General features: G+C 67.6%; 20 protein-coding genes. 4 read left to right on the top strand and 16 right to left on the bottom strand.

The window, feature by feature from the left end:
• The first annotated feature begins 15 nt into the window (after window positions 1–15).
• A complete protein-coding gene (locus HV783_RS11450) occupies window positions 16–858 on the top strand; it encodes a LysR family transcriptional regulator (RefSeq protein ID WP_175189154.1) in 843 nt (280 codons plus the stop codon).
• A gap of 72 nt (window positions 859–930) precedes the next feature.
• On the opposite strand, the gene HV783_RS11445 is transcribed toward HV783_RS11450, so the two are convergent.
• The 8 genes from HV783_RS11445 to HV783_RS11410 form a co-directional block, all read right to left on the bottom strand.
• A complete protein-coding gene (locus HV783_RS11445) occupies window positions 931–1,461 on the bottom strand; it encodes an OsmC family protein (RefSeq protein WP_064528671.1) in 531 nt (176 codons plus the stop codon).
• A 69-nt stretch (window positions 1,462–1,530) separates the two neighbouring features.
• On the bottom strand, window positions 1,531–2,961 hold the full coding sequence (locus tag HV783_RS11440; protein ID WP_302477717.1) for a c-type cytochrome: 1,431 nt from the start codon (window positions 2,959–2,961) through the stop codon (window positions 1,531–1,533).
• Entirely contained in the window at window positions 2,955–3,752 is a 798-nt protein-coding gene (locus tag HV783_RS11435) for an ABC transporter ATP-binding protein (protein WP_054503833.1), read from the bottom strand. Before HV783_RS11435 ends, HV783_RS11440 begins: the two co-directional genes overlap by 7 nt.
• On the bottom strand, window positions 3,746–4,765 hold the full coding sequence (locus HV783_RS11430) for an ABC transporter permease (RefSeq protein WP_054503834.1): 1,020 nt from the start codon (window positions 4,763–4,765) through the stop codon (window positions 3,746–3,748). Before HV783_RS11430 ends, HV783_RS11435 begins: the two co-directional genes overlap by 7 nt.
• The gene (locus HV783_RS11425) at window positions 4,752–5,783 is read right to left on the bottom strand and encodes an ABC transporter substrate-binding protein (RefSeq protein WP_054503835.1); all 1,032 of its coding nucleotides are present in this window, start codon (window positions 5,781–5,783) and stop codon (window positions 4,752–4,754) included. The genes HV783_RS11430 and HV783_RS11425 overlap by 14 nt, the downstream gene beginning before the upstream one ends.
• Window positions 5,784–5,892: 109 nt before the next feature.
• The gene (locus HV783_RS11420; protein ID WP_064528667.1) at window positions 5,893–6,213 is read right to left on the bottom strand and encodes a hypothetical protein; all 321 of its coding nucleotides are present in this window, start codon (window positions 6,211–6,213) and stop codon (window positions 5,893–5,895) included.
• A 144-nt stretch (window positions 6,214–6,357) separates the two neighbouring features.
• The gene (locus tag HV783_RS11415) at window positions 6,358–7,236 is read right to left on the bottom strand and encodes an N-formylglutamate amidohydrolase (RefSeq protein ID WP_054503837.1); all 879 of its coding nucleotides are present in this window, start codon (window positions 7,234–7,236) and stop codon (window positions 6,358–6,360) included.
• 2 nt (window positions 7,237–7,238) lie between these two features.
• Complete coding sequence (locus HV783_RS11410) at window positions 7,239–8,228, bottom strand: Bug family tripartite tricarboxylate transporter substrate binding protein (RefSeq protein ID WP_049074970.1); 990 nt, start codon at window positions 8,226–8,228, stop codon at window positions 7,239–7,241.
• A 148-nt stretch (window positions 8,229–8,376) separates the two neighbouring features.
• Between HV783_RS11410 and HV783_RS11405 the strand changes: the two genes are divergently transcribed.
• Window positions 8,377–9,309: a LysR substrate-binding domain-containing protein gene (locus HV783_RS11405; RefSeq protein ID WP_175189153.1), complete on the top strand. Its 933-nt coding sequence runs from the start codon at window positions 8,377–8,379 to the stop codon at window positions 9,307–9,309.
• Window positions 9,310–9,404: 95 nt separating this feature from the next.
• Here the strand turns inward: HV783_RS11405 and HV783_RS29645 are convergent, their stop codons facing one another.
• The 5 genes from HV783_RS29645 to HV783_RS11385 form a co-directional block, all read right to left on the bottom strand.
• Window positions 9,405–9,620, bottom strand: a complete 216-nt coding sequence (locus tag HV783_RS29645) for a hypothetical protein (protein WP_006388022.1) — start codon at window positions 9,618–9,620, stop codon at window positions 9,405–9,407.
• Window positions 9,621–9,722: 102 nt separating this feature from the next.
• Complete coding sequence (locus HV783_RS11400) at window positions 9,723–10,829, bottom strand: AGE family epimerase/isomerase (protein WP_175189152.1); 1,107 nt, start codon at window positions 10,827–10,829, stop codon at window positions 9,723–9,725.
• A 149-nt stretch (window positions 10,830–10,978) separates the two neighbouring features.
• Window positions 10,979–11,191 (bottom strand): hypothetical protein, encoded by a 213-nt coding sequence (locus HV783_RS11395; protein WP_006218759.1) that lies wholly within the window; start codon window positions 11,189–11,191, stop codon window positions 10,979–10,981.
• 293 nt (window positions 11,192–11,484) lie between these two features.
• On the bottom strand, window positions 11,485–11,709 hold the full coding sequence (locus tag HV783_RS11390) for a hypothetical protein (protein WP_006394087.1): 225 nt from the start codon (window positions 11,707–11,709) through the stop codon (window positions 11,485–11,487).
• Between the two features lie 42 nt (window positions 11,710–11,751).
• Complete coding sequence (locus tag HV783_RS11385) at window positions 11,752–12,663, bottom strand: DMT family transporter (RefSeq protein ID WP_064528659.1); 912 nt, start codon at window positions 12,661–12,663, stop codon at window positions 11,752–11,754.
• Window positions 12,664–12,823: 160 nt separating this feature from the next.
• Between HV783_RS11385 and HV783_RS11380 the strand changes: the two genes are divergently transcribed.
• Window positions 12,824–13,294: an Lrp/AsnC family transcriptional regulator gene (locus HV783_RS11380; protein ID WP_006388018.1), complete on the top strand. Its 471-nt coding sequence runs from the start codon at window positions 12,824–12,826 to the stop codon at window positions 13,292–13,294.
• 100 nt (window positions 13,295–13,394) lie between these two features.
• The gene (locus HV783_RS11375; protein WP_054432335.1) at window positions 13,395–13,628 is read left to right on the top strand and encodes a hypothetical protein; all 234 of its coding nucleotides are present in this window, start codon (window positions 13,395–13,397) and stop codon (window positions 13,626–13,628) included.
• A gap of 104 nt (window positions 13,629–13,732) precedes the next feature.
• On the opposite strand, the gene HV783_RS11370 is transcribed toward HV783_RS11375, so the two are convergent.
• From HV783_RS11370 to HV783_RS11360, 3 genes are all read right to left on the bottom strand, one after another.
• Window positions 13,733–14,326, bottom strand: coding sequence for a BPSL1445 family SYLF domain-containing lipoprotein (locus tag HV783_RS11370; RefSeq protein ID WP_054503841.1), 594 nt, complete (start codon window positions 14,324–14,326; stop codon window positions 13,733–13,735).
• Window positions 14,327–14,568: 242 nt separating this feature from the next.
• On the bottom strand, window positions 14,569–14,823 hold the full coding sequence (locus tag HV783_RS11365; protein WP_054503842.1) for a hypothetical protein: 255 nt from the start codon (window positions 14,821–14,823) through the stop codon (window positions 14,569–14,571).
• A gap of 207 nt (window positions 14,824–15,030) precedes the next feature.
• A complete protein-coding gene (locus HV783_RS11360; RefSeq protein ID WP_054503843.1) occupies window positions 15,031–15,894 on the bottom strand; it encodes a MurR/RpiR family transcriptional regulator in 864 nt (287 codons plus the stop codon).
• Window position 15,895 lies beyond the last annotated feature (1 nt).

The following is a 15,895-nucleotide window of genomic DNA, read 5'->3' as shown; positions in this document are numbered from 1 at the left end:
TATAAGCAGGCCGCCATGCTCAATCCGCTCTGGCTCAAGACCTTCGCCGCCGCCGCGGGCGCGCCCAGCTTCAGCGAGGCGGCGCGCCGCCTCGGCCTGACCCAGCCCACCGTCAGCGAACACATCCGCCAACTGGAGCTGGCCCTGAACCGCCGCCTGTTCCTGCGCGACACCCACTCGCTGGCCCTGACCAGCGACGGCCGCAGCCTCTTGGTGCATGCCGAGATCATCCTCGACGCGCACGAGCGCGCCGAACGGCTGTTCGACGCCCTGCGGCTGCGCGGCCGCGTACGGCTCGGCACCTCCGACGACCTGGCGATGGGGCCGCTGCCCGACGTGCTGGCCGCGTTCCGCCAGGCGCATCCCGAAGTGGAGCTGGACATCACCATCGGCGTCACCAGCGACCTCTACCGCCTGCTGGACGACAACGGCCTGGACGTGATGATCGGCAAGCGCCGCCGCGGCGACCGCCGCGGCCAGACCCTGCACAAGGAGGCCCTGCTGTGGCGCGCCAAGGAAGGGCTGCGCCTGGCGTCCGACGCGCCGCTGCCGCTGATCCTGCTGCGCGAGCCGAGCGTCACCCGCACCCTGGCGCTGGATGCGCTGGCGCGCGCCGGCCGCGGCTGGCAGATCGTCTGTACCAGCACCAGCTATGCCGGCTGCCAGGCGGCCGCCCGCGCCGGCCTGGGCATCACCGTGCAGCCTTCGCACCTTTCCACCGCCGGGCTGGCCGCGCCGGCCGGCGCGCTGGCCCTGCCGGCGCTGCCGCAGGTCGAATTCATCGTCATCTCGGCGCCCACGCCCAACAAGCCCACCCGGGCCTTGACCGAGATCCTGATGCGCAGCTCGCTGACCTGAACCCTTCTCCATCGGCCTGGCCTGGCGCCCCGGCCCGGCCGGCGCGCCACGCGCAGCGCGAATGGCCGCCGCTCAAGCCCCCGGCCGGGTGTGCCGCACGCTGCCTTGCAGCGGCTGCGGTTGCTTGAGCAGGTTGAGGATCGGGCACCACTGCTCCACCGCCTCATGCACCGCCCGCACCGCCTGCGGATCGGCCGGCGACACGATGTGCGCCGTGTAGCGGATGTTGTGCGGGTAGAACGGCACCTTCTCATAGCCCGGCTTGCCGCCGCGCGGATCCAGGTCGCCTTCGATCTCGACTTCCAGCGAGTCCAGCGGCAACTCCAGCTCGGCCGCCTTGATCAGGAAGATGTGCGTCAGGCAACTGCCCAGCGATCCCAGCAGCAGCTCCGGCGAACTCGGTCCCAGGTCGTAGCCGGCGAAATCCGCCGGGCTGTCGCTCACCACCTGATGGTCGCGGATGCGTATGCGGCGCACGCCGCTGCGCCCTTCGGCGCTGACATGCGCGCGCAGCTTCACCGGCGTCACCGTGCCCGGATCACGCGCATTGCGCGCCAGCACCGCCTCGCGCTTCTGGCCCAGGTATTCGTTCAACGTACTCATCTTGCCTGCCTCGCGGTAGTAAAGGGTGAAAGGAAAAGATGCCCGGCCGCCACGCCGCGCGATGGCGCGTCAATGCCTGCGCCGCGTATCCGGAATATCGATGGGGGAACGATCCATCGCCTGCAACAGCGCGCCCAGTCCCTGGGCCGAGGTGTTCTCCATGCGCCCGCCCGGACCGCAGACGTTGTCCGCGCTGGTCCAGGCCGGCGCCGCGCCCGGCAGCCGTCGCGCCCGCAGCCAGCCGCGCCGGTCCACCATGAACTGCGCGCCCGCCAGGTCGGCCGGCGCCACGCCCGCGGCCAGCGCATAGGCCTCCCACGCCGCCTCACTCGCCGCCACGCAATCGGCGTCCGCCGCCGGTGTGCCGCCGCGCGTCAATGCGACGGTGAGCAGGCGCGGATCCAGGGGCTCTGGCGGCGCGCCGGGGCGGAAGGCCGCCACCCGCACCGGCAGGCCGCGCAGCTCCGACAACGTGACGGCGCGCCCATCGCGGCAGGCCAACGCCACCACCGGCGCCGGAATCGCCGGCATCCCCGCGCCGCCGCTGACGCCATAGGCCTGCACGCGAAGATAGTCCAGCACCAGCCAGACCTGGTCCGGCGACAGCGCCTTCCCTGGCGCCACCGCGCCGCCGTGCGCCGCTCCCTCGCGCGCCAGGCGCGCATGCAACTCGCCCTCCAGCCGGTTGTCGAACAACGCCGCGCCCAGCACGCTGGGCCAGGCGGGCAGTGCGGCCGCGAGCACGCCGCGCCCATCCGCCCGGACCCCATGGCAAGCCGCGCAATGCGCCTGGTACAGGCGCGCGCCCCGCAGCAGGTTGTCATCCGAAAACACCAGCGGCGAACGCTGATAGGACGTGTGCGTCGCCTCCGTCAACAAGAGCCGCGGCGCGGGCCAACTGGCGCTGGCCAACAATCCCGCGGCGGCCGTCAGCAATACCAGCCTGCCGCGCCGCGCGAACAAAGCCGCGGTCAGCAGCGCCAGCGCCACCAGCGTCAATCCCAGCGCCAGCCACAGGCGGCGCCAGGTGTGGCCGCTGACCGGCAGGTCGGCGTCGTAGCGCCACGCGAACGGCCAATGCGCGATCGCCAGCGCTTCATCCGACTGCCAGGCAATCGCCACGGCCAGCAACGCCGCCAGCAGCGCCATCGTGCCCAGCAGCGTGGCGCCGGCCCGGCGCCACTCGGCCCGCGCCGCGCGTTCCGGCGCGCGGCTATGCAGCCAGGCGGCGGCCAGCCCCGCCAGCAACAACAACGCCGCCGCGGCCAACGCCAGGTGTCCGAGCCGAGACCCCAACAGCCCGGGCGCCCCCTGCGTTCGCTGCCAGCCCAGCGCCACCACGCCAATCGCGGCCGCCAGGGCCAGCGCCGCCAGCACCGGCAACGGCAGGCCGGCCGTGATCGCCTGACCGTCGGCGCGTCGGCGGGCGGCGGCCAGGCACGCCAGCATGCTGGCCGGCGCCACCGCGACAGCCAGCGCCAACCCCGCGTTGCTCACCACGTCGCATCCAGTCCCAACAACGCCAGCGCGCGGCGCCGCAGCTCGGCCAGGCGCGGATCGCCGCGATGGCGCGGATACGGCAGGTCATTGACGATCTCGTCCTTGATGCGCGCCGGCCGCTCGCTTAGCACGATGATGCGCGATGCCATGAACAGCGCCTCTTCCACGTCGTGCGTTACCAGCAAGGCGGTGAAACCGCTGCGCTGCCACAGTTCCACCAGCTCGGACTGCATCGCGATCCGCGTCAGCGAATCGAGCTTGCCCAGCGGCTCGTCCAGGATCAGGATGCGCGGATCGTTCACCAGCGCGCGCGCCAATGCCGCGCGCTGCGCCATGCCGCCCGACAGTTGGTGCGGATAGGCCTGGCCGAAGGCCGCCAGGCCCACGCGCTGCAGCGCGTCGTCGACGCGGGCGCGCTGCGTCTTCAACAGACCCCGCGCCTGCAGGCCGAGCGCCACGTTGTGCCAGACCGTGCGCCATGGATACAGCGTCGGATCCTGGAACACCACGATGCGCGATGGCGATGGCCCGTCTATCGGCTCGTCATCGGCCAGCAGATCCCCCTGCGCCGGCGGCTCCAGCCCCGCCACCAGCCGCAGCAGGGTCGACTTGCCGCAGCCGCTGGGGCCCAGCAGCGCGACGAATTCGCCGGGCCGCACCTCCAGGTCAATGTCGTCCAGCACCGGCAACGCCGCGCCGTCCAGCTCGAAGCGATGGTTTACGCCGCGCACCGCCAGCGCCGCGCCGCGCGCCGCGGATGCCGCCGTGCCTTCCAGTGCCGCCACTACCATTTCACCACTCCCTTCTGCCAGGCCAGCAGGCGGTCGCGCCCCGCGAACAGCAGCGTGATCAGTCCCGAGAACACCAGCGCCATCACGATCAGCGCCCCGTACATGTTGGCGTACGAGGCCCACCCCTGCGCCCACGACAGGTACCAGCCCAAGCCGGACTTGACGCCCATCATCTCGGCCGCCACGAGCACCGAGAAAGACGCGCCCAGCCCCATGAACAGTCCGACGAACACCTGCGGCAACGCCGCTGGAATCGCCACCCGCAGCACCAGAAACCACTCGCTCGCGCCCATGGTGCGCGCCACGTCGTAATAGGCGCGGTTCACGCCGGCCACGCCCGACCACGTCAACACCGTGACCGGAAACCACGTCGCCAGGGCGATCAGAAACACCGCCGCCGACCAACCCGACGGAAAGAAGAAGAACGCCATCGGCAGCAGCGCCGTCGACGGCACCGGCCCCAGGAACCGCAGCACCGGATGCACCCAGTATCCCAGGCCGCGCGACCAGCCGATCGCCACGCCCGTCAGGAAGCCCGCCGCCGCGCCCAGGCCGAAGCCATTGAGCAGCAGCCACAGCGAATTGCCCAGGCTGTCCGCCAGCCGCTTGTAGTCGGTCGCGTAGACCTCGATCAGCGACTGCGGCGGCGCGAAGAACGGGCTGGGCAGCAACGCCAGCTTGGCCGTCGCGATCTCCCACGCCCCAACCGCCAGCGCCAGCAGCACCAGCCACGGCCCGCCGCGATGCAGCGCACGCGCCGGCCGGCGCCGGCCAGCGCCGGCCACCGCCACCAGCAGCAGCAATGCCGCCAGCACCAGCGCCGCGATGCCGAATTCCCGCGTATACCCCCACGAAACGAAACCCACCTCGACGTTGGGCCAGCGCAACGTCACCGCGCCCACCGCGGCCCACAGCGCCGCCGCGACCACACCGGTCTTCCACAGGCGCCAGGGATGCGCGGCGGCCGGCGCGCCGCGCAACGCGGCCACCGCCAGCGCGTCAGCCGAGGACATTGGGCACCACCGCTTGCGCGTACTTGTTGATGTCGAGGTTGGCGCTGAGCACCTTGATCGTCTTCAGGTCCTTGGCATAACCCACGATCTCGTCGCGCAGCGCTGCGCCGGTCGACGCATGGCCATGGCTGTGGCTGCGCAGGATCGCCGCCACGCGCTCGGCCGGCACCTTGCCCGGCACGTACGGCGCGAAGATGCGCGCGGTCTCGTCGGGGTTGGACGCGGTCCAGCGTTGCGCGTCGATCACGGCGCGCGTGATGGCCGCCGCCGACTCGGGATCATTGCGGACCAGGTCGCCGCGCAAGCCCAGCACGCAGCAGGTGCGATTCTCGTAGTCGCCCTCGATGTTGGTGGCGATCTCGCGCAGCTCGTTGTCCTCGCGCAGCGTGTAGATCAGCGGATCATCGCCCGCGATCGCATCGACTTCCCCCTTTCTCAGCACCTCGCCGAACAGGTCCTGCGGATACTGGCGCCAGTCCACCGATTCCGGATCGATGCCCAGTTGCGCCACGCGGATCGCGAAAAAGTTCTTCACCGGGCTGGCCTGGTCCGACACCGCGACGCGGCGGCCCTTCAGGTCCTGCACGCGCTTGACCGGCGAATCCGCCGCCGTCAGCAGGCGCATGCAGCCGCCATGCGTGCCCACCGCCAGCTTGACGTCGAAGCCCTGCTCCAGCGGCTTGAGCCAGCGCAGCGCCATGCCGATGCCGCCGTCGGCGTGGCCGGTGGCGATGGCTTCGAGCAATTGATCGGTCGAGCCGCTGAAATTGATGCGTTCGACCTTGAGGTTGTACTTGTCGAAGAAGCCGCGCTCCAGCGCCACCGAGACTGGCGACTGGCACACCGCGGTCTGGCTCCACGCGATCTTATAGGTGCGCGGCGCGCCATTGGCCGCCAGCACCCGCGATCCCAGCATGCCGAGCGGCGCGGCCAGGCCGGCCACGGTCGCCGCGCGCAGCAACGAGCGGCGCGAAATACTGCGCGCCGGATTGGCGCGCGCTTGGACGTTCGTATTCATCAACCTTCCTTTTGAGCAGACTGTGAATGGCGATGCTTGCCATGCGGCATCATCGGCCCGTGCTCAGGCGTTCGACAAATACAAAGTGGGGATAACAATATGGGCTGCGTCAGTCCGGCAGGTGATCCGGCACGCCGTGCTCATCCACGGACTTGACGCGATCCAGCGCGTTGCGCGCCGCCGACATCGCTTCGACCGCGCCGCGAAAACGGCGCGTCACGAAGATCTCGAAGGCCAGGCTTTCCGGCTCATCCGCGTCATCCTGCGTCTGGCCGTCCTCGTCCTGATCCGCTTGCGGCGCAGGCTTGGCCGCGGCATCGCCCTTGGCCGGCAACCGTCGCGTTTCCAGGAAGGCGCGCGCCGGGATGCGCCCCTCGGGTTGTGTCGCATACGCCACGACGGAAAAACCATTGATGATCTTCTCGGCCATACCGGTTTCCTTTAGGCCGCGCCAATCGGCGGCGCAGCTCGTTGTTAGCGACAACGGCCCGGCGTCGGGAAACTTAAGCGGAGGCGCGGCCGCGATTGATTGATCTCAATCGCGGCCGCGCGGCCACACAATATTCAACCGAGTCTATTTTGTCGACGATACGGCGGCCATGCGCGAGCGCACATATTGCGCCACTTGCGCCAGCACCTGCGACAGGTCCGCGCGCAGCGGCGCGAAGCCCTCATTGCGTTCGCGCGTAACCTCGTCCATGTACAGCGGACGCCGGATCTCGATCTGCAGGCTGTGGCGGTTCAACGCCGGCTGGCCGATCTGCGCAATCAACTGCACGCCCTTGTAGGGATCGTTGCGCGCCACCGTGTAGCCGCGGTCGCGCAGCGCCGTCTCGATCAGCGCGATGAATTCCGGTTCGCAGGTGGTGCCGTCGCGATCGCCCAGCACGAAGTCCGCCAGCGGATGCGCGCTCTCCCGGCCCAGGCGTTCGTAGGCGTCGTTCGGCATCGAGTGCAGGTTCAGGTGCCAGACCGCGCCGAAATCGCGTTGCGCGGTTTCGATGGCCTGCGCCAGCGCCGCGTGATACGGCTCGTAGTACGCCTGGATGCGGTGGCGCACTTCGGCCAGCGACAGCTTGCGGTCGTAGATCGGCGTGGCCTTGTCCATGCGGCGCCAGATCAGGCCCTTGCCCAGGCGGGTCTTCTCGCCGGGGTCGAGCGGCTCGGGCCAGGGCTCGGCCAGCAGCTCCGGATCCAGATCGCGCAGCGTGCGGTTGGGATCGATGTAGACGCGCGGAAAGTGCGCCGCCACCAGCGTGGCGCCCAATGCCGGCGCCGCCGACCACAAGGCGTCCACGTGCGTGTCCTCGCCCTGGCGCAGTTGCGCCAGGCTGGCCGCGGCGCCGAAATCGGCGGGATATCGCTCGCCGCTGTGCGGCGAATCACACACCAGCGGCAGCGCCGGCGCGGTCGGGGCATGCACGGAAACGGCTTGGAAGTCGGCGTTCGTCATCGTCAGTCAGCCTGGATGTTGGCGGCCTTGGCGACTTTGGCGTAGCGCGCCAGGGCCTGTTCGATCTGGACCTTGAATTCCTGCGGCGTGGTCGGCATCAGCGTACCACCGACGTCCTCGGCCTTCTTGCGGAACTCCGGATCCTGCATCGCCGCGCGCACGGCCTGGTTCAAGCGCTCGACCACCGCCGGCGGCGTGCCGGCCGGCGCCACCAGGCCGAACCAGCCGCCCGTGCCCATGTCGGGATAGCCCAGTTCGATATAGGTCGGCACGTCCGGCAGCAGCGGCGAGCGTTCGGCGCCCAACACCGCCAGCGGCCGCAGCTTGCCGCCCAGCACCTGCGGCAAGGTCGAGGACAGGTTGTCGGTGATGGCGTCCACCTGCCCGCCCATCACGTCATTGAGCGCCGGGCCCGCGCCGCGATACGGCACGTGCAGCAGCTTGATGCCGGCCAGCATCATGAAGTTCTCGATGTTCACGTGCCCCAGCGATCCCACGCCCGGCGAGGCGAAGCTGTACTTGTCCGCCTGGCCCTTGGCCAGGGCGACGAACTCGGCCATGTTCTTGGCGGGGACCTGCGGATTGATCGCGAAGATGCTGGGCACGGCCAGCACGTTGGCCACCGGCTCGAAGTCCTTGAGCGGGTCGTAGTTCATCTTGCGGTAGACCGCCGGATTGGAACCGTGCGTGCTCATCGTCGCCATGCCGATGGTGTAGCCGTCGGCGGTCGAACGCGCCACCTGCTCCATGCCGAGCGAACCGCCCGCGCCAGCCTTGTTCTCGACCACGATGGTCTGCTTCAGGTCGCGGCCGGCGTACTCGGCCACCAGGCGCGCCACGATGTCGGTCGAACCGCCCGCGGCGAACGGCACCACCAGCTTGATGGGGCGGGAAGGATAGTCGGCGGCGTGCGCCGGACCAGCGAAAGACAGCGCGGCGCAGACGCCGGCAAGCGCGATGCGCGCGGAACAGCCGAAAAAGCGGCGGGACATGGAGCGACTCCGGAAAAGGTGCAGGGCTTGCTGCGAGGCCGCCAGTGTCCGAACTTTACGATCCGCTTTCAAACGACTATATTGCACGCCTTCATTACCAACGCTCATGCTAGGGCCGCGCTCGCGCCCTGCTGGAACCCGTCGCGCCATGCGCCTGCATTCGCCGTCCATGTCCGAACTGCACGCCTTCATGACGGCGGCGCGGCTGGGCAGCTTCACGCAGGCGGCCGAGACCCTGTGCGTGACCCAGGGCGCCGTCAGCCGCGCCATCGCGCGGCTCGAAGCGCATTTCGGCCAGCCGCTGATGCGCCGCAACGCCCATGGGCTGACCCTGACCGAAACCGGCCGCAAGCTCTACGAAGGCGGCCTGGCGCCGCTGCAGGCCATCGAGGCGCTCAGCGCCGAACTGCGCGCCGACGACCGCCGCCTGCGGCTGACGCTGTCCAGCGTGCCGACCCTGGCCAGCGCCTGGCTGGTGCCGCGCCTGCCCGACTTCCATCGGCGTCATCCCGAAATCCATTTGGATTTCGCGGCCTACCGCCGCAACGAGGATTTCTCGGGCGCCACGCCCGACGCCAGCATCCTCTCGGGCGTGGCCGGCCAATGGCCTGGCTGGCAGGCCGACTACGTGATCGGCCGCGAAATGATCGCCATCTGCAGCCCCGCCCGGTTGGCCGCCCGTCGTGCCGCGGGCCTGTGGGACAGCCCCGCGGGCCTGCTCGGCGAGCCGTTGCTGTACCACGCCAACGGCCAGGACAACTGGGACCGCTGGTTCGAGGCCGCTGGCGTGCGCCGCGCCCCGCTCAAGCTTGCCAGCGGTTTCGACCAGGTCAGCATCCTGGTGCGCGCCGTCATGGCCGACATGGGCATCGCCGTGTTGCAACGCTGCCTGGTGCAGGACGACCTGCAGGCCGGCCGCGTGGCCGCCCCCTTCCCCGATCTGCGCATCGCCATCGCGCGCGGCTATCACCTGTGCGCCCCGCCGCAACGGCGCGACCACTACGCCCTGGCCTGTTTCCGCGAGTGGCTTCTCGATACCGCCGGACAGGATCCCGAAGCCACAGTTGAGCCGCCGGCCTGAAATTACGACAATACGTTACAAAACAAAACGGGCCCCGACAGGGGCCCGATCATGACAGGCGATTCGCGGCCTCTCGGCCGGCGTGTTGCGGCGCGTCAGGGCGCCAGTTTGAATCCCAGGTCCACGCCCCACTTGTCCGTCTCGCGCAGCCACTTCGCGCCGCAGTTCAAGCAGCGAAAATGGTCCTCGCGGCTTTCCTCACGGCCCTTCTGAGTCGGGTTGGTGAATCCCTGATGCCCCAGGTGCGAATGCGGTGCGACACCCGCCAACCCGGGGTTGATGCGTTGGCAAGCCAAGCACATAACGCTCATTGATGCTTCCCCAATAACTTGGTTACCAAATTGTAAGGGATTTCACCAATTTTTTTCTATAAAAACCTATTCCCGGTTAGACAAAAATTGTTAACGGCGCAATTAAACAACGGCTGGCAAGGCCGCCAGGCAGGTTGCGAGGTGGTAGGGCGAGGTCGACGGCATATCCGCCCGCGCCACCGCGCCCTCACGGTCCAGGCATTCGTACCAGCCGCCGGGGTGCAGGAAACGGGCGCGAAAGCCGGCCAGCGCCCGGTTCAACGCCGGCAGGTCGCCCAGCACCGCCAGCACGCGCAGGTACTCGGTCTGCGCCCAGATCCGGCGGGTGTCGTCCAGCACCGCTCCCCGCTCGTCCAGTGCGGCCAGCACGCCCCCCGCGTCCACGCCGTGGCCACGGGCCCAGTGCACGCCGCGCGGCAGCGACTCCAGCAGATCGAGGCCGTCGAACACCTCGGCCGACTCGCGCACCAGCGACAGCCACTCGAACTGGTGGCCCGGCTCGATGCGATTGCCAGGCGTGCCCAGCGGCAGTTCGGCAATGCACTGCGTCGGCGCGCTCAGGAACACCTGGCTCATGACCTGCGCCAGGCCGCGCAGGCGGGCCGCGAACAGCGCCGGCTCAGCTACCTGGGCCGCGGCCAGGTAGGCCTCGGTCAGGTGCATCATGGGATTCTGTGCAGGCCCGCGCAACGCCTCGCCCCAATCATGGCTCAGCGCGGCTTGATAGCGCCCGTCGCTCATCCTGAAGCGCGATTCGATGGTCTCGGCCGTGGCCAGCAGCAGCTTGCGCGCCTGCGCGTTGCGCGAACGGCGGAAATACGCGGCGCAGGCGAACACAATGAAGGCATGGGTATACAGGTCCTGCGTCGGGTCGAGCGGCCGGCCGTCCGCATCCACGCTGTAGCGCCAGCCGCCATGCTCCTCATCGCGGAACACGCGGCACATCGAGGCGAACAAGCGGTCGGCATGCGCGCCCGCGGCGGCGCCCGGCGCGCCTGCATACACATACAACTGACGCGCGCAGGCCATGGCGCGATAGCGCTCGGCGGGCAGCGGCTCGCCGGTGGCGGCATCCAGGGATTCGAAGGGAAGACCCAAGGCGTCATTGAAGCCCCGCCCCATCCACATGGGCAGGATGACCGAGTCGAAATGCTCGTGAAAAGCGTTGATGTGCTCCGCCAGCGCGGAATTGGTCTGTGCGGCAGTCATCTTGGAATGACGCAGGCCCGATGAGAGCCATTTGTTTTGAAGCAGCGACGATAACCGAAATTTCCGCCGCCATCTCTGGAACGCCATTCTGAGCGTCATGCGCACACAGACCGGTACAGCCGTTCAGCTTCCTTCAAGCGCGGATGCGCCTATCGGAAGATGTTTTCCTCGACCCAGTTCTGCGCGAATATTTCCGCGCGATCGCGTGCTTCGTCCAACGAAGCGCAGTTGCCCAAGTGGGAAAACGCGGCATCCACTTCGGTGCCGCCCTCAGCCGTTACCGTCAGCAATACGCCATATCCGCCGGTATCCATGGCCGCTGTGGAAACGTCGATCAGTACTTCCTGGTCACGATGCTGCATGTGCTACCTCCCAGTCGGTTACCTAAACGCGTGAACCACGCGTGACGTAGCGGGTGCATAATTCCCGCGCAAATGAATAGACCTGAATTCGTCACGCAAGTTCATCTTACCGGCGACATGCTGGCGGCGATACGTCCGGACGCTGCCAAATCGAACAAACCGTCTCAGGAGATTCCCGTAGCCCATCTGGATGAGCCCGGCCGCGCGCTCGATTGGAACGCGCAGACATTCGCAATAAATGCACCAATTCGTGACGCGCCAACGCCGTCACAAACATGCAGTGGAAATCGGGATTAACGCAGATGGATGGCGCCGGGCTCTTCCATGCGCAGCGCCAGCTTGCCCTTTTCAGTGATCCGCCAGGCGCCGTCGGGGCCGGGATCGATACAGCGCAGCGTCTGCAAGGCTTCGGCCACATGCGCGGGCACGGTGGTCTGGACGGCGCCCGGTTCCGAATTGTCGGCAACGATGCGCAGCCAATGTCCCAGTTCGCCTTTCTCGAAACGATGCAATGCCATGCGTGACTCTCAGTTCAATACCGCAACGATAGCATGCCGCTCCTACGACGGCCGCAGCGCCAGCGGACGTTTCACGCGCGCCGCCGCGGCCGACGCGGCCACGCTCAGCGCAATCAATCCCAGGCCCAGCATCAGGTCTGGCGAGAGGTGTTCATGGAACACCACCGACGACACGATCAGGCCGATGACCGGCACGCAGAGCATCGCAATCGAGGTCGCCACCGGCGGCAGTTTCTGCGTCATGCCCAGCACCACGATGAAGGTCAGCGCCGTGGCCAATGGCCCGGTGTACAGGATCACCGGCCAGGCGTCTGGCACGCCCAGGAATGCCGGAGCGCCGTCGCGCAGCCAGGCCAGCGCGGCCAGCGGCACGGTGGCGATCGCGGTCTGCCACGGAATCATGTCGGCGCCCAGGCGCACGTGGCGATTGCCGCGCAACTGGATGATGTTGCAGGCCCAGGCAAACGAGGCGCCCAGCAGCATCACCAGGCCGATGACGGTATGCGCCTGCCACGGGCTGAAGGCCGGCGCGACGATCACGCCGATGCCCGCGTAGCTGAGCGCGGTGGCCAGCCACTGCGCCGGCGACAGCCGTTCCTTGAGCACCAGCGACGACAGCGGAATGACCCAGATCGACGTGGCGTAGGCAATCACCGATGCGCGCCCCGGCGCCACATACTGCAATGCCCACAAGGCCAGCGCGGTGAACGCGCCCATCTGCAAAAGGGCCACGCCCGCCACCAGCGGCCATTCCTGGCGCGTCGGCAACCGCAACCGTCCCAGCAGCGCCAGCACCGCCGCGCTGATCAACGCGGCCGACCCGAACCGGCTGGCCGCCAGCCACAACGGGCTCATATGCGCCAGGCCCAGTTTCATGACGGGCCAGTTGCCGCCCCAGATCATGACCGCCCCGGCCAGGGGCAAGAACTTGCGCAAGGTACTGTGTTGACTCATCGCTACTGCTGCTACCGCTTGAATATTCCGTGCTTTGGCCGATTCACCAAAGAAAGCGGTAGTCTATAGGGTAAACCCCAGCATATTTCACCTCAATTTGCCGCCATACCATGCATACTCAGCACAAGTGCATGGTTCTCCACACAATTACAGGTCTCTTATGCCGGATATCAACCTGGATGCCACCGACATCCGTATCCTCAACGAACTCCAGCGCGACGCGAGGCTCACCAATGTCGAGCTGGCCGCGCGCGTGAATCTGTCGGCCTCGCCCTGTCTGGCGCGGGTGCGCCGGCTTGAAACCGAAGGCCTGATCGACCGCCGCGTCACACTGCTGAACGCCCGCAAGCTCGGCTTGAAGGTCAACGTGTTCATCCAGATCTCGCTGGACAAGCAGCGCAAGGCCGCGCTCGACGTGTTCGAACGCGAAATCGCGGTGCTGCCGGAAATCATGGAGTGCTATCTGATGTCGGGCGACGCCGACTACCTGATCCGCGCCCTGGTGCCCGACGTCGATGCGCTCGAGCGGCTGATCGTCGAACACATCACGCGCATTCCCGGCGTGGCCAGCATCCGCTCCAGCTTCGCGCTCAAGCAGGTGCTCTACACCACCGCCGTGCCGCTTGGTTGACGGCGCTTGCGGGATCGCCCCGGCCAGCCCAAAATGAAAAGGTCCGCCGCCGGTTCCGGCCGGCGCCGGCGTCCCTCCATCGCTTAGCAAGGAGCACACCATGCCTGAAACCGAATGGTTCCCCGGCAGCACGCTACCCGATCGTCAGGGCTACTTCGAAGTGGCGTTCGACACCGGCGAAACCGAGATCACGCGCTACGGCATCCTGGGTTGGGAACCCGCCGAGGAACGCGGCCGCATCCTGCGGTGGCGCGGCCTGGATCCGAAGATCGAAGCCGCGGAAATCGAACGCGAGAGCGCCGTGCGCAATCACGGCGACGACATCCTGCGCTGACGCGTCGACCCCGCACAAAAAAATGCCGCGGCTGGCCACCGCGGCATTTTTTTCTCACAGGCATCGGCATGGCCCGGACGTGACTGTCCGGGCATCGATGATCCTTACATATCGATCTTCGCGATCTTGGTGCCTTCCAGCGACACGCCCGCCATCAGGCCGCCGTTGTTGAGCACGAAACCCACCACCGGCTGCTGCGCGGTGTTGGTGTCGATACGGCCGTTGGCGCCGATGTTCACCACCGCCACCGTGGCGTCCGCGCCCACCGTCCAGCCATTGCTGTTGCGGAACTTGTTCAACGCCTCGTCCGTCATGAACAGCACGAACATCGCCTTGGACTGCGCGCCCGCCTGGAAGCCGATCGAGCCGGCGGTGGTGCTGTAGTAGCCGGCGTTGGCGCCGCCCACGCGCAGCACGCCCTTGCCGTGTTGCGCGCCGATGAAGAAGCTGCCGCTCAACACGTCAGGGAAGATCAGCACGCCCTTGGCGCGCGCGACCAGATCCTTGGATTGCGGCGCGGCCTGGTAGAGCTTGCCCAGCGATGCGTTGGCCGCGCTGTTGATGGATTGCCGTTGTTCGGATGCCGTGGCATTGGACTGCGGCGTGGTGGTGGTGCAACCGGCGAACAGCAGGCCGGCGACGCTGATTGTCGCGGCGGCCATGCCGACGCGGCGGAAACGAGGAAAAGTGTCGAACATGGAACTCTCCTTTTTGTTGTCATCCGTTGTCCACTGTACCGAGCGCACACAAGGGCGCAAGGCACATCTTGTGATAAAGGAAACAAAACCTACCGTGCCGCCATCCGCGAAATCGTGCCGAGCGCGGCGGCGGCGCATGACGGCACATGCATGCGCCACGCCGCGCGCGGCAACATTTGGTATGTCAATCTTCGTCTCGATACCAGACTGCAAGCCAATCGACACCGCTTGGCGACCACGCGCTACAGAATGCCGTAGCGCGGCTCGCCCGTCGCCGGGTCGACCGACACGATGCCGGACAACACCAGTTCCGCGTGCCGACGGGCAACACCGGCGTCCACGAACGTCACGAAACGCGGCAAGGGCCAACGCTGCTGGAAGTCCGTTTCGCCGGGCCGCGACACACTGACCTCTATCGCCAACGCCCCGGCATCGAGACTGACCACCTCACACATCACTTCGAAGCCGTCAATGTGACGTTGCGGCCACGGGTTCATTCCTGCGCTCCTGAATCTGCTTTGCCCGGCCGCAATATGCCAAAAATAATTTGGCTTGAAAAGCAATGTTTTCAAGGGGTTATGGCGTACTAGATGAGCTGGTGCCGATGCACCTGGACAAGCGCGAAAACCCCTTGAATCCGGGGCAATTCGAGGCATTTCAGGATATGCGCGCCAACCGGCGCGCGTCATGCAAAGCGCGGCGCGTCAACGCGCCGGCGGGTGAATCCACTGCGAATCCCACAAGGCCTCGCCGCGCTCCAGCGTCGCGGCCAGTTCCTTTTTCCGGCGCAGGGCCACCGCCGCCAGCAACGCATTGCAGATCGACAGCGCGGCCACATGGGAATCGAACGGCGATGCGCTCGACGTGCGCGCCAACAGCACGTGGTGTGCCTGCGCGGCAGCGGGCGCGGCGGCGGAATCGGTGATCAGCACCACTTTGCCGCCGCGTTCGCGGAACACCTTGACGGCATTGGCCGCCGCCACCGAATAGCGCCGGAAGGTGAACGCCAGCAGCACGTCGTGCGGCTCCAGCCAGAGCAACTGGTCTTCCAGGAACATCGACCCCGACGCGGCCATCGCCTTGACGTCGGGCAGGCACAGGTTGAGATAGAGCGCCATGTGATTGGCCAGCGGCGCCGCCTGGCGCAGGCCCAGCACATGCACCCGGGCGCGGCGCTGCGTCAACAGCCGCACCGCTGCCTCGAACGCCGCCACGTCGATCGAGGCGAAGGTCGTCTCCAGGTTGTGCTGGTCATGCAGCAACGCATTGCGCAGGCATGCCTGCGCCGACGGATTGTCGACGCTGACGGCATCGGCGCGCTCGCCCGGCGAGGCCAACAGCGCCGTGAGTTCGGCGCGCGCCTGCATTTGCGCCTGGGCATAGCTGTCGTAGCCGAGCTTGGCCAGCAGGCGCACCACCGTCGATGCGCTGGTGCCGACGTTGCGCGCCAGCGCGGTCGCGGATTCGAGCAGGCCCTGCGGGTAGCGCGCCTGCATGTCCTCGACCAGGCGCCGTTCGGTCTTGGTCAGCTTCCGGTCGTAGGCGGCGATGCGTTGATGCAGATTCATG

This window comes from Achromobacter dolens, assembly GCF_902859745.1.
GTDB lineage: Bacteria > Pseudomonadota > Gammaproteobacteria > Burkholderiales > Burkholderiaceae_B > Achromobacter > Achromobacter dolens.
Note: the sequence above shows the minus strand (reverse complement) of the source record. Positions and strands in the feature narration are given on the sequence as shown.